Source organism: Nostoc sp., from assembly GCF_035638895.1.
Taxonomy (GTDB): Bacteria; Cyanobacteriota; Cyanobacteriia; order Cyanobacteriales; family Nostocaceae; genus Nostoc.
This window is the reverse complement of record NZ_DASQZC010000072.1, coordinates 19,064-32,861: the sequence shown is the minus strand read 5'-3', so window position 1 is coordinate 32,861 and position 13,798 is coordinate 19,064. Positions and strand designations below refer to the sequence as shown.

The window sequence follows — 13,798 nt, the reverse complement described above, 5'->3', positions numbered from 1 at the left end:
CTTGTTTGCAGTTTGAAAATTATGTTTGCAATTTCATTTGCAATTATTGTGGTTTTGAGACCCCCTTTATTTGCAGTTAATGTGGTTTCAAAATTGCCTTGTTTGCGGTTTGAAGCGTTTATGTTTGCAGTTCGCTACAGTTAAGGAGCAGCAAGAAATCGGAAAACGCTTGGCAAAAGATACTTCAACGGTCACGAGATGGTTGCAGAAGTACAGAACTGATGGGATATCAGGCTTATTAGAAATCAAAAAGGCACCAGGAGCAAAACGGAAAATGGATGATGCTGCGATGCCTACGGCGGTAAACTACGCAGCACTTGAGGAGGAGCTAAAAACAGGAAAAGGCTTTAGTAGTTATGGTGCAATAGTTGAGTGGTTGAAAGAAGAACATGGACAAGAGATAGAATATGCAACGGTTTATGCATGGGTTCGATATCGATTAGGAGCAAAACTAAAAGTACCACGTCCTCAAAGCCATAAGCAGGACGAAAAGTTGGTATCTGAGTTTAAAAAAAACTCGGTATCATACTCAATTGTCTAGAAGAACATCTAGCACCCGGCAAGTGTGTTCGCTACCTGTGTCAGGATGAAACTAGGGTTGGACTGAAAACTCTTACAGGAAAAGTGATTACAGCTTCAGGAGTCAAGCCCACGGTTGAGGTGAAATGGCCACGGGAAAACTTTTGGATTTATGGTGCAATTGAACCATTGACTGGAGATCACAATATTATGAATATCCAAAACTGGATGGTGAGTGTTTTCAACAGTTTTTGGACTGGCTATCTGTGCAATTAGGTAGTGATTACGCTATTTTACAGATTGACCAAGCACCTGCTCATACAAGTTCAAAACTCCGTTGGCCAGAAAATATTATTCCTTTGTTTCAACCACCTTCAGCCCCTGAACTCAATCCCATTGAAAGGCTTTGGCAACTCCTCAAAAAACCACTCAAAAATCAACTTTTTTCTTCTTTACAAGCTTTACGTGAGCGCATCCAAGAAATATTCGACCAACTTACTTTTGAGCAGGTAATTTCTGTCTCTTCTTACAACTTTATCCTGGAAGCTTTATTCTATGCAGCTTCATATTAAATTGGTATAAGTCTAATTTTTTAGCTTTTATATCTAACTCTAATTCCAAATCAGCACGATTTTTGAGAGGGCGAGTGCTGATTTTAGAGAGAGTAAATAATTCCCCTACTTCTTTTGAGAAGATTGCCTGGGTGGGGATTTTTTTAGGAGTTACAAGTTAAAAGGGATATTGCTAACTCTGTGACGAATGCTTTTACCCTCTAAACAAAGTGGCATTTTTATGGAATTGCCATTTTTACTTTTGTAGTTTTATTCATGTCAGAACCAATTGTATGAATGCCCAAACAACTAAAGAAAGTATCCGCTCAATAAATCGGGGCGAACTACCAGTTCAGGAACGATTTTACGCCATTTGAGGCTTGTCACTGAGCGATTTACCTTGGATTATTGAGCGGTTACTAAAGAAATGCACATTAACATTTCGGATGATTTGAAAAAGCATATACAGGGAAAGAACAACAAGGCTGCCTCTATATGCTGTTTACAAAATATTAGATGATGACACCATTAGATCCCCCACCTAACATCTTGACAGGACAAAGTACTCAGAACCAAAAAATTTTGATTCTGACAGCAATTCCCCACGGTCTGCGCTTAGATCGGGAGATTCGAGAAATTGAGGAAGCCATCCGACGAGCGACAAGACGGGACTTGTTCGAGATTCGGGTCAGGACTGCTGTACGTTCTCAAGATATTCGGAGGGCGATCGCAGAAGAACGCCCCCAAATTGTCCACTTTTGCGGACACGGTACGGCAGATGGCAGCTTGGTTTTGGAGGACGATGGGGGCAACAATAAAAACGTCCCACCAGAAGGGCTGGCGGCATTGTTTAAGTTGCACGTCAATTACGTCAACTGCGTGCTGCTCAATGCCTGCCATTCAGCAAAATCTGCTCTTGCAATTAGTCAGCACATTAATTATGTCATTGGAATGAATCATGAAATTAACGACAAGGCTGCAATTGCATTCGCTCAGGGTTTTTATGATGCTTTGGGGTATGAAGCTTTAGATAATCAAGATGTTTTTCAAAGAGCTTTTGATGAAGGTTTGGTAGCTATTCAACTAGAAGATACTTTAGAAGGACAGATTCCAGTTATTCTACGGGTTAGCTTTCCTTCCGTTGAGTTTCAACAAGAAATCAACAATAATTTTCCAGAGATTTTAGAGCCTATTTCTGCTGACCCAAGTCTTGAGAGGAAGGCAGATTACATCAAGCTAGAAAACTTCTTGAAAGCCCAACAGTGGAAAGAAGCTGACTGTGAAACATATCGGCTGATGCTTCAATTCGTTGGGCGAGAACAACAGGGTTGGATTAGGAAAGAAGAATTATTAAACTTTCCTTGCACCCATCTTGAGTGGATTGACTATCTCTGGCTCAAGTATAGCAATGGAAAATTTGGCTTCACTGTGCAGCAGCGAATTTGGCGTAGCATTGGCGGACAACTCGGCAAGTTCGATGGCGTTATTCACCGTAAACTTGCTGATCAACTAGGCTGGCGACAGACTAACGATTGGTTAAGATATGCTGACTTTACTTTGAGCTTAGAGGCTAAAGAGGGTCATCTTCCTTCCTTTGGATACAGTGTTCAGCGCTGGGACGAGTGGGAGCCAAGTTTTCGCAGTTTTTTTCTTCGCGTTAGCACTTGTGTGCAACAAAAAGTTGTAGATTGAAGAAAGAGTCAGCGACTTCGTAATTTTTATTACTGCTCATAGGAATTTTCTTCTTACACATATTAATAAAACATAAATATTTAACATACTAAATCAATACTGATAATTCCCTTCCCGACAAAAAATATGGAGTCAACTGCAATATGAATCCCTTGGATTTTCTGTATGGTTCAGTCGAAATTGGTGAGAATGAAGTTGGGATTGTAATCAAAAAAGTTAACTCTAAATCTCCCAATACCACTCTTTCAACTCATCAACTGATTGCTCTAAATGGTGAATCTGGTTGCCAGGCAGATACGCTCTCCCCAGGTTTGCATCAAGGCTATTGGCCTTGGATACATACCATTCTCAAAGTGCCTGTGATTAAGATTCCTGCCGGAGAAATTGGGCTTGTCATCGCTAACTACGGTAGCTCAATTCCACCAGGGCGAATTTTAGGTAAATTTGTTGAATGCGATAATTTTCAAAATGCTCGTGCTTTTCTAGAAAATGGTGGTGAAAAAGGTCGGCAGCTAGGCATTTTGACTGGTGGCACTTACAGGATTAATACCAAGCTATTTACAGTGATTACTTCAGTGAATGCTTTTGATCATGGTATGAACCCGAAAGATTTGCGGGTGCATACAATCGAAGCAGATAGAATTGGAATTGTTACTGCCTACGATGGCGCTCCAATTAAACCGGGTGAAATTGCTGGCTCACCTGTATCGGGTCATGAGAATTTCCAAACCCCACAGAAATTTATTGATGGTGGTGGGTACAGAGGTTTACAAGAGGAGATTTTGCCCTCAGGCTCTTGGAACTTGAATCCCTGGTTCGTCAAGGTTGAACAAGAGGGAATGACTAATATTCCAGCAGGGACAGTAGGGGTAATAATCTCCCATGTTGGTAAGACTCCTAAGAATAATCTTGGTAGTGAACCTGTTGAACTTGGCTACAAGGGTGTTTGCAAGACTCCACTCTATCCTGGTAAGCATCCTATTAATCCCAGAATCATGAGTGTGGAAATAGTTCCAACTCACGATGTGACGCTGAATTGGACAAATAAACAAAAACCACCAACAAACTACGACGCACAACTCCATGCTTTGAAACTGCGTTCCAAAGATGGATTTTTCTTTGATATTGAGGTGACACAGGTTATTAGTGTTGCTGGACAAGATGCTCCCAAAATGATATCTCGTGTTGGTTCTTTGGGAAGCGAGGCATTAGAATCAGATCCAAAGGTTGGGCGTACTACTGGTTTTATAAATGCTATCAAGTTTCGCTCAATCAAAAATCTTGTCACCAGGGTACTAGAGTCGATGATTGACAATTACTTTCGTAATTCAGCCCAAGATTATGAAGCCCTGGACTTTCATGCTAATCGGAGCGATCGACAAAGAGAAGCAATAGACCATATTAAATCAGCCCTCACTGCTTATGGTGTTCAAGCAGTTGGCACGTTTATTAATGAAATTGATTTGCCTGATGAATTAGAAAAAATTCTGATCAACCGTAAAATTGCACAGGAGCAGCGAAAGACTTATCAGCAGCAAATATTGACAGAAATCGAACGCCAAGGACTTGTTCGGGCAACGGAGTTGGCAGAGGTTCAACAAGATTTGGTGAGGAAAGAAAAGGGTGTGGAAATTGCCAAACTGGAAGCTGAGGCGCAAATTGAGAAGGCTAAGGCAGATTCACAGACGCAGCGGATGATGGGAGAAGCGGAGGCAGATGTATTGAGAGAAGGAGCTAATGCTCTTGGTCGTCAAGAATACACATCTCTGAGAATGATTGAGACGGCAGGTGAACACCAAATGCGTCTAGTACCGGATGTTGCAGTTAATAATAGTGGTGGCAATGGTTTGGGCTTGGTTGATGGGTTAATAGCCACAACATTAAGAAACCAAGCAATTCAGCAACATTTAGTCCAGCAGTCGATGAAATTAGAGAGTTCAGCGCCATCGGCTGCACTTCCCCAAGGTCAAATTCTTTGTACTCATTGTGAGACTAAAAATCCGTCGTCTCACAAGTTTTGCTCTAAATGTGGTGTTCCTTTAACTATTGAATGTAATGTAGAAAAAACTTAGCATATTCCTTATTTATCAACTATTTTGAGTTTTTTGCAGAAATTTGGTGAAAACACGCAAGAATGCAATAATGCTCATTATTTACATAAATTGTTTGTGGCAATAGCTCCACAATGCCAGCCAATTTTAATAATACGTACAGGTCAGATTGCTAAATATGCAATTGAATGTATGTTTTTAGCAGTGTTGTTTGGTGCAGGAGCTACAAAAGTGGTTGTACCAGTAGGGCTTCACAAAAGGACGAAGTAGTTCTATGCAGTTGCGATTTAAAGTTCCATTTCTAGTTACCTTAGTTGTTCTGGTAACGGCAGTTTTTCTAGCATTGTCTTCCTATCAGTCAGCACTTCAATCGATTGATGCTGCTGGAAAACAGGAATTGAAAACAACAGCAACTCTAATCCAGAATAGTATTCAAGAGCAAAGTTCAAAAGCCCTAGCTCGGGCGGATTTAATTTCTCATTTACCCTCTATTCAACAAGCATTCCGTACCAACAACCGAAACCAACTGCTCGATACTATACTACCGTCCTTTACAGTTCAGAAGGATCGCTTTGGTGTTACGGAAGGACAATTTCACTTGGCTCCTGCCACATCATACTTGCGAGTCTTTGCTCCAGACGCTCCACAAGAAGACCTAAGTAGTTTTCGGGAAATGGTTGTGATGACTAATCGCAAGCAGGAACCTCAAAGCGGTGTAGAAATTGGGCGGCGGGGATTGGGTATTCGAGGAGTTGTTCCTGTCAGCGATACTCAGGGGCCCATCGGTAGTTTTGAAGTTGCTCTAGATTTTAAGCCTCTTCTGGAGGCACTCAAGAACGTCACTGGTTTTGAGGGAGGTGTCTTTGTAGATGAAGTACTCATGTCTACAATCGCCACACTTACTTCCAAGGCTGATCCTGAGCGCATTATCGGAGGATTACGGAATCAAGATTCCACAAATTGGCAGGTTATCCGCTCTCTTGTTTCCCCTGACCTACTGACCAAAGCTAATGATGTGACGTTGAAGATTGAGAATATTAACGGAATTGACTATGGCATTGCCCTTGTTCCTCTACTGGATTTTAAAGGAAAAAAAATTGGTGTGATTGTAGCTGGGCGCAATTTCCAATCCCTGACTAGTCAAGCTAGAGCAGTTCTGGTGAATAATATCGTTTTGGCAATCTTACAGGTAATTGTGCTGACAGGAACAGTATGGGTACTGTTCAATGGCTTACTGATGCGTCCCATACTGGCACTGGATAATCTGATTGCAAATACAGCTAGGGATGATGTCTTCATCACTGTAGACAACCTATCTGCTCGTCGAGACGAAGTTGGACAGATTGCTAAAAGTTTTGAACTATTACAAAAGCGGTTCACCGATATGAAAAAAGAATTAGGACTTTTGAGGAATAATGCTTAATCGTCATTACATTAGAGTTTTCTTAGGTCTTTGTCTGAGCTTGATACTGTGGGGAGTCAGTGCCCAAGCTCAAGAGAAAGTGCCTACTACTGCAATAACTACAGTTAAACCTCTAACAGAAAGTAAAGCTAAACCTGTAACAGCAAGTACAGCCAAACCTTTAACAACAATTACAGCTAAACCTGTAATTGCATTTCCTGCCAACGTTCCCAACCCACTAACAGTAAGGGTTGCATTGATTGTCAACAATATCTCTAAAATTAATGAATCAGCAGGCACATTTACCGCCGACATTGACTTGCTGCTTCGCTGGAAAGATCCTGGACAGGCTTTTGATGTCAAAATTTTTGGTGTAGATCAGCAGCAGTTTAATGGTGAGGAAGCGACAGCTAGGTTAGCAAAGCTATGGACTCCCCAGGTAAAAATCACTAATTTGGCAGAGAAACCTCTGCGCCAAGAAGACGGATTATTTTTGTATGCTGATGGTAGGGTAGTCCATAACCAACGGTTAACTGCCACTTTTGAAAACAAGTTGGAATTGGCATCCTTTCCCTTTGATACCCAGGCTTTGCCGATACGTCTGACTTCTTCTAGCTACAGTATAAACAAAGTTATCTTTGGACAAGACCAATCTGATATCGACTTCTCCGGCTTGAGTCAAGGATTGCAATTATCAGGTTGGACTCCCGATAATATTGAGTTTGTGTCCTCTCGGTTTAGAGGTTGGGATGGAAATTTTTACCCTCAAATAGAAGCTCAGATTATGGTAAAAAGAAATTCTGCAAGTCATATTCCGGGCTTGTTTATTCCGTATTCTTTGATTCTATTGTTGCCAACTATTGTATCTCTGTGGGTAACTACTACGGATCTAGAGCAGCGAGTAAGTTCTTGGGCCGGCAGTATCTTAACACTGTTGGCCCTCAGTTTTACATTGGCTATTCGTTATCCAATACTTGGGCCAGAGAACATTTTTTACCAGATTATCTGGACTGGCTTTGGATTTCAGTTTCTAATGCTAGTAATTACCGCAACAGTAATGAACCCTGCACTGGAAAGTATCTTTGGAGACAAATATATCATAGCTGAACTAATAAACTTTTTGCGTTGGAGCCTCCCTGTGGGATTGGTAATTTTCCTTAGCCGTATGGTTTTACTCTCTATGGTTTAAGAGAGTTATTATCTGGCGAAAAGATGAGTAAATACCAACTCTCAATTTAAATCACAAAAGTTTGCAATGGGTGATGCAAGTTCATTAAAGACTTTATTATTACAAGTACTTAATATGCTATCAAATGAGCAACGTCGGAGATTGGAAAAGGAAAGAGATTCACTGCAAAATGAGTGGGATATTAGAAATGATAGATTGATGCGAACGCAAAACCCTTGTTATTGAAACTGACCCATCAAGTCAATTTAAATACGAACAGCAGATTAAAAATGAGGAGAATGAGCTTAAGGGGCTTAATGATAGGTTAGATGAAATTGAAAAGCAGTTGCAATCTGTGGAACACAAAGCTTCAAATACTCAGAATAAATCTGATAATTCGGATTTAATAAACCAAAAGCAAAAAATATTAATTCTGGCAGCAATCCCTCACGGACTGCGTTTAGATAGAGAAATTCGAGAAATTGAAGAAGCTATACGACGAGCTACAAATCGGGATTTATTTGAAATTCGCATTAGAACTGCTGTACGTCCTCAAGATATCCGCCGTGCTATTGCGGAAGAACAGCCCCAAATCGTCCATTTTTGTGGGCATGGCTTGGAAGATGGCAGCTTGCTGTTGGAAGATGATGGGGGAAATAATAAACCTGTCCCTCCAGAGGGGTTGGCATCACTATTTAAGTTACACGCTGATTATGTAAAGTGTGTACTACTTAATGCCTGTCATTCAGAACAAACTGCTATAGCAATTAGCCTATACATCAATTATGTGATTGGAATGAATAATCCAATCCAAGACAGAGCAGCTATTGAGTTTGCTAGAGGTTTTTATGATGGACTGGGTTATAAAAACTCAGGCAATAAAGATGTGTTTCAAAGAGGCTTTGCGGAAGGTATGGTTGCTATTCAACTGGAAAACCTTTCACAGGGGTTGATACCAGTTTTCAAAAAAAACTTGAAATAAACATGATCTGAAGAAGAATTCTGGAGTCAGAATTCTTCTTCAATCTGAAAATATCCTAAGCTCCCAACATTTGCAAGTTATGTAAAGTGGCATAAAGCCCTCCTTCTTGTAGTAGTTGATCGTGACTTCCCTGTTCGATTAATTCGCCCCGCTTTAGAACAAAAATCCGGTCTACATTGCGAATTGTAGACAGGCGGTGAGCAATAATAATCGCGGTACGTCTAAGCAATAGCTGGTTTAATGCCTCTTGAACTAAAGCTTCTGTGCCAACATCTAAACTAGCGGTAGCTTCATCTAGTACCAATATTTGGGGATTGCGAATGGCAGCCCGCGCAAAAGCTAATAGTTGCTTTTGACCACTAGAAATATTTGTGCCCCGTTCTCGCAGTTGAGTATCATACCCTTGGGGTAATTCTTCTATAAACTGGGCAATGTTGGTTTGCTCTGCTGCTTGTTGAATCTGTTCAATGGTATAGCCATCTCCTAAAGAAATGTTGCTTTTAACATCGCCAGCAAACAAAAAGCCTTCTTGGAAAATTACTGCCATGTAGCGCCGCAGTTCTGCCTGTGGTACTTCCCGGATATCTACGCCATCTATGAGAATGCGTCCTTGGGTGGGTTCGTAGAGACGGCACAAAAGACGGATAATTGAACTTTTACCCGCACCTGTGGGGCCGACTAAGGCAATTTTTTCACCTGGATGAATGGTGAAATCTAAGTCTTTAATTACGTAATCATCATTTTTGTAAGCAAACCAGACGTGATCAAAACGGATTTCTCCCAGTTCAGGCGCGGAAGTTACGTCTGGAGATTCTAGATTTGCAACGATCTCGTCTATGTAGCCAAATTTTGCATCCAATATTGAGAAGCGGACATTCGCGCGATCGCGGATTTCTATTGGTTCATCTAATATATCGCCTACGCGTTCAATGGCGGTAAAACCAGCTTGAATTACTGTAAATTTCTCGGCAAAATCCCTTAAGGGATCAAATAATTGCTGGGCATACAAGATAAATGCAGATAAAGTGCCAAAAGCCAAACTTTTTCCTAACAGTAACCAACCACCCATGCCCAAAACAGCTGCGATCGCAATCAGACCAATCCATTCCAAGGTTGCTGAAATAAATGAATCATAAAAGATGGTTTTATCCATCTGCTGAGTGTAGCGGCTGTTCGTGGCGCGAAACAATTCGGCATTAAATTTTTCCCGGCGGAACAACTGCACTACGTTAATGCCAACCACATTTTCTTGTAGTTGTGAGTTCAGAATAGAAAGTTCTTCTCGCCCTTTGTAATTAGCTTTGCGGTACTGTTGCTGAATGTAAACAATTAACCAAGTAACTGGTAACAACATCAATAGCAGCATACAAGTGAGTTGCCATTGGATGGAAAACATAAAACCCAAAAGCACCAGCATGGAAAACAAATTGGACACAATCCCAATTGCCCCAGTAGAAAAGACATCGCCTAAGACTTCCACATCGCTGGTGATTCTGGTGATTAATTTACCTACGGCTGTGCGGTCAAAAAACCGTACTGCTAAAGATGTCACATGCTGGAATAAGTCTTGGCGAATTGCTGCGGTGATTTTTTGCCCTAGCTTTTGTACTATATAACCTTGGAAGCCTGTCAAAGTCAGTCGGATTGCGTTCGCAACTAACAATAATCCCAGCAGGATATTTAGCCCTTGTGGCAAGGGACGATTTCTGAGAAATTCGTAAGTGTTTGGTTCATTGCGAATTAGGGAGATAGCTTGGCCAATCAACAAAGGTTGTACGGCATTAGCTAGGGCGAGCGGTATGAGTAAGCACATCGACAGCGCCAACAGCCGTCCGTTACGACGGGCATAAGGCACTAAACGCAAAAACAACCGCCAGTCATTTTCACTCCGACGATCTTGCGTATAAGATTTTTTGAGAGATTGATAGATGCTCATAGTAAGAGCATTATATTAATGTTTGTCAAAAAATACGCATGTTTAAAGTAGCGTTTGTCTTCTTACTCTGATACCATGCCTGAGATAGAAACTGCAAGACTGTTACTAAACGCTGTAAGCTGTTATGTATACAAATTGCACAATCAGGGCGGGCAAGATGCCCACCCCACAAGCATATTGAAAAAATATTAGTGCAAATTAAAGGCGCAACAGCTTAACTCCTCAAGACCTGGATGAACTTGCTCCCATTTTGAGCAACCCAGCAGTTATGAGGTATTCACCCAGAGGGCCTATACCTAAAGATCAGGTAAAAGAAGTAACGCAGGAAACATTACAATTCTTTATTAAACACTGGCAACAGCACGGTTTTGGTGTATGGTCTGTAGTCGAAAAAGCTACCGTCAAATTAATTGGTCATTGTGGGCTGAATTTTTTACCCAATAGCCCGGAAGTCGAAGTTCTTTATCAAACAGAATTCAGGAGTCAGGAGCCAGAATGGGCTAATCGCCCCGCTACCGCTAACAGAATTGAATTCTGAACGAAAGAGTAGATGAATAAACGGGTTTAAAACCCCATTGTCTGCACGGTGTCTACAATTGGTTGGGGTCTGAATCCCCATCCAATTGATTCTGACTCCTGAATTCTGACTTCTGAATTCTTTTTCAACGCTTAGATGAAGCTTATTGGAATCAAGGAATTGCCAGCGAAGCCGCAAAGGCAAGTTTGAGGTATGGCTTTGAGGAAGTCAAGCTAGATCGTATCGTCGCCATCACTGCACCAGAACATACAGCTTCGCGTCGTGTGATGGAGAAATGCGGGTTGAAATACGAAAAAAATGCTCAGTTTTATAACTTAGATGTAGTGTATTATGCTCTGGCTCGTTCCCAATGGCGATCGGATGATTCTCTTTATATTTTGGAAATTTGAATTGGGGTAATTATGCCTGAGATAGAAACTGCGCGATTGCGATTAAGGCATTTCAATCTAAATGACTTTGATTACTTGTTTCGTCTCTATAGCGATGCAGAAGTCATGAGATATCTGTCACCAAGAACAAGGGAACAAACCCAGGCAAGTTTAAGCAAACATATCCAACAGTGGCAACAACACAACTTTGGGATGTGGGCAGTAATATACAAAGAAACTGGTACAATGATTGGCCGTTGTGGACTTGGGTTTTTAGAAAATACAAAAGAAGTTGAGCTTGGCTATGTGTTTGACAAATCCTATTGGAACATGGGACTGGCAACTGAAGCATCTCTTGCAACTTTAAAGTTTGGATTTTGGGAAGTGAAGCTAGATCGGATAGTAGCGATGCCTACGGCGGGCTACGCCTACGCACATCCAGAAAATATCGCTTCAGTGCGTGTAATTCAAAAGGTAGGGATGAAGTACGAAAAGAATGCTACCTATTACGGCCATGATGTAGTGTACTACGCTGTCTCACACACAGAATGGCAGCCGGATGATTCCCTTTACATTTCGCAATCTTAAAACCATCATATTTCGCACGCAGCCTACAGAATCATGGGCGAACCAACTGCTACATATAAAAACCACTGCTGCAAACTCAATAAAGCTATAGAGGATATATGCTTTAGGTCTTTCATAGGGACGCATAACTGTGCGTTTTACTAAGTTCTTTGTATTATTTACTTCATGCATCTCTTGTAAGTATGAAGTTATACCATATTTTTATGTTTAAGTCTTATATCTAAAGATAGATGATTAAGGTTAAAATCTGGGAAACCTAAGAGAGGTTCATTCCTAAAAGATGTCCTGCCTATTTATCGCAGAATGCAACTGAGGCCAGATGACGCAACCTTTAAATCGAGTCAAAGAGTGGGAACAACGTCGTGATGAAGCAAGCCGCTACTACCAGCGCGGGAAATTCCAAGAGTCTCTCGATCTGGCAACGGAGAATTTACACTTGGCTAGATCAATTCCAGACAGAGCCAGAGAGGGTTATACATTAAACGACCTTGGTTTAGCTCACCTCAGTTGCTGGCAACCTCAAAAAGCATTAGAACGCTTTAATCAGGCGCTTTCGGTTGCTGTTGAAATTGGCAACGCGCCAGCACAAGCAACTGCACTTAGCAATCTAGGTTCTACCTACAGCCGTCTTGGACGCTTTTCGCAAGCGTTGGAATATTTTGAGCAAGCACTACCAATATGCAGGCGATCGCAAGATACTCAAAGTGAAATTTCTACTCTTAATGATGTAGCACTAATTTATACCCGGTTAGGAGAACCGAAACGGGCACTGTTGCTACAACACCAAATTTTGAGGATGCGCCGATTGTTAGGTGACTTTTCTGGTGAGGCAACAACCCTAAATGGTATAGGGTTTGCTTACAATGTCTTAGGCAAGTTTGAGGAAGCTCTAGAATTTTTTCAAGCAGCGCTTCCAATTGAACGCGCAGTCAAGAATTTGGTTGGCGAAGCAACCACTTTAAATAATATTGCCTCAATCTATAGTGATCTAGGAAAACCGAAACAAGCGCTATTGCTCTACTATCAGGTTCTTTTGACACGTCGAGAAATCAGCGATCGCTCTGGTGAGGCAACAACGCTTCATAACATTGGTTATACCTATAGCACTCTGTCAGAGCATCGCCAAGCAATGAAGTTCTATAAGCAAGGCATTGCGATTTATCAACAACTCGGCGATGGACTGGGAGAAATTTCAACTTTGCTGAATATGGGAAGCCTTTACGCCACAACGAAACGCAAAAAAATGGCGCGATCGTGCTACCAAAACGCCCAAGAGTTAGCAGAGCAAATCGAACATCAGCCACTCCTAGAAAAAGTACAGCAGTTTATAGATTCTCTCTAGGTTGATGCAGCAGACTCAGATTCCTGACTTCTCCTTAAAGAAGTCGGGAATTTTGTTGTTCTTGAAGCTCAAAAAATTAGCAACTTCTTTACCGTCAACCATATATCGCTCAACAGGTTACGATCAATTAAGAAGTAATAATTTTTTATGGCATCGCCAGGAGTCTTTAAATGTTCATTAGTGAATTGTCACCTATATTCAAAGAATTTATCCAGCATCCAGCCTCATTTGTGGGTGGGTTATTCTCTGGTGTGCTTCGGCTCAATCTTGCAGAAGATCCTGTAAAAAGCTGGCTGGATCAACAGACCCGCTCCAATAGTTACACCAGCACCATAAGAGACGCACATAACGGCAAAGCAAGTGGGCCTCAACAGATTTCGATTGACTAAATTTTTGGGTAATCGCAAATCAGGCTAATCATTTTGGTCACAGACTCCCACATTGTTGCAGTTCAGATAAGATCCCCCCGCCTGCGGCGACCCCCTTAAAAAGGGGGTAAATTATGAGAAGAAGCCCCCCAATTTATCGGGGGGTTGGGGGTATCTCCGAGAGACAAACATGTTAACCGAAGCGTATTGTAACTGTGGAAATCTATCACAAAGCAACTTTCCATGTCTTCCACATTAAGGGATACTAAAGCCAGATAGGTAAATAGGTAAGG

Annotated in this window: 13 protein-coding genes and 1 pseudogene; 13 read left to right on the top strand and 1 reads right to left on the bottom strand. The window is 41.4% G+C overall.

The genetic code is table 11. From position 1 onward, the window contains the following. Positions 1–124 precede the first annotated feature (124 nt). The 8 genes from VE944_RS03230 (at position 125) to VE944_RS03195 (ending at position 8,365) form a co-directional block, all read left to right on the top strand. On the top strand, positions 125–541 hold the full coding sequence (locus VE944_RS03230; protein ID WP_324972175.1) for a winged helix-turn-helix domain-containing protein: 417 nt from the start codon (positions 125–127) through the stop codon (positions 539–541). Between the two features lie 83 nt (positions 542–624). Next, complete coding sequence (locus VE944_RS03225) at positions 625–795, top strand: hypothetical protein (RefSeq protein WP_324972173.1); 171 nt, start codon at positions 625–627, stop codon at positions 793–795. Continuing rightward, positions 786–1,091 carry a transposase gene (locus VE944_RS03220; protein WP_324972171.1) on the top strand — a complete coding sequence of 102 codons (306 nt, stop codon included), beginning with the start codon at positions 786–788 and terminating at the stop codon, positions 1,089–1,091. The genes VE944_RS03225 and VE944_RS03220 overlap by 10 nt, the downstream gene beginning before the upstream one ends. A 495-nt stretch (positions 1,092–1,586) precedes the next feature. Then, positions 1,587–2,762, top strand: coding sequence for a GUN4 domain-containing protein (locus VE944_RS03215; protein WP_324972168.1), 1,176 nt, complete (start codon positions 1,587–1,589; stop codon positions 2,760–2,762). Between the two features lie 143 nt (positions 2,763–2,905). After that, positions 2,906–4,834 carry an SPFH domain-containing protein gene (locus tag VE944_RS03210; protein ID WP_324972165.1) on the top strand — a complete coding sequence of 643 codons (1,929 nt, stop codon included), beginning with the start codon at positions 2,906–2,908 and terminating at the stop codon, positions 4,832–4,834. A 253-nt stretch (positions 4,835–5,087) separates the two neighbouring features. After that, positions 5,088–6,236 carry a cache domain-containing protein gene (locus VE944_RS03205; protein WP_324972163.1) on the top strand — a complete coding sequence of 383 codons (1,149 nt, stop codon included), beginning with the start codon at positions 5,088–5,090 and terminating at the stop codon, positions 6,234–6,236. Continuing rightward, positions 6,229–7,404, top strand: a complete 1,176-nt coding sequence (locus VE944_RS03200) for a ligand-gated ion channel (RefSeq protein WP_324972161.1) — start codon at positions 6,229–6,231, stop codon at positions 7,402–7,404. Before VE944_RS03205 ends, VE944_RS03200 begins: the two co-directional genes overlap by 8 nt. A gap of 334 nt (positions 7,405–7,738) precedes the next feature. Beyond that, positions 7,739–8,365, top strand: coding sequence for a CHAT domain-containing protein (locus VE944_RS03195; protein ID WP_324972157.1), 627 nt, complete (start codon positions 7,739–7,741; stop codon positions 8,363–8,365). A 55-nt stretch (positions 8,366–8,420) separates the two neighbouring features. On the opposite strand, the gene VE944_RS03190 is transcribed toward VE944_RS03195, so the two are convergent. Continuing rightward, entirely contained in the window at positions 8,421–10,301 is a 1,881-nt protein-coding gene (locus tag VE944_RS03190) for an ABC transporter ATP-binding protein (protein WP_324972154.1), read from the bottom strand. A 226-nt stretch (positions 10,302–10,527) separates the two neighbouring features. Here VE944_RS03190 and VE944_RS03185 point away from each other — a divergent pair. The 5 genes and pseudogenes from VE944_RS03185 to VE944_RS03165 form a co-directional block, all read left to right on the top strand. Further along, a pseudogene (locus VE944_RS03185) lies at positions 10,528–10,839 on the top strand (GNAT family N-acetyltransferase); the annotation flags it as partial. A gap of 116 nt (positions 10,840–10,955) precedes the next feature. Next, positions 10,956–11,228, top strand: coding sequence for a GNAT family N-acetyltransferase (locus VE944_RS03180; RefSeq protein WP_324972181.1), 273 nt, complete (start codon positions 10,956–10,958; stop codon positions 11,226–11,228). 12 nt (positions 11,229–11,240) lie between these two features. Beyond that, positions 11,241–11,795, top strand: a complete 555-nt coding sequence (locus VE944_RS03175; RefSeq protein WP_324972152.1) for a GNAT family N-acetyltransferase — start codon at positions 11,241–11,243, stop codon at positions 11,793–11,795. A gap of 319 nt (positions 11,796–12,114) precedes the next feature. Next, complete coding sequence (locus VE944_RS03170; RefSeq protein ID WP_324972150.1) at positions 12,115–13,137, top strand: tetratricopeptide repeat protein; 1,023 nt, start codon at positions 12,115–12,117, stop codon at positions 13,135–13,137. Positions 13,138–13,307: 170 nt separating this feature from the next. Beyond that, positions 13,308–13,526 (top strand): ssl0294 family protein, encoded by a 219-nt coding sequence (locus tag VE944_RS03165; RefSeq protein ID WP_324972148.1) that lies wholly within the window; start codon positions 13,308–13,310, stop codon positions 13,524–13,526. Positions 13,527–13,798: the final 272 nt, after the last annotated feature.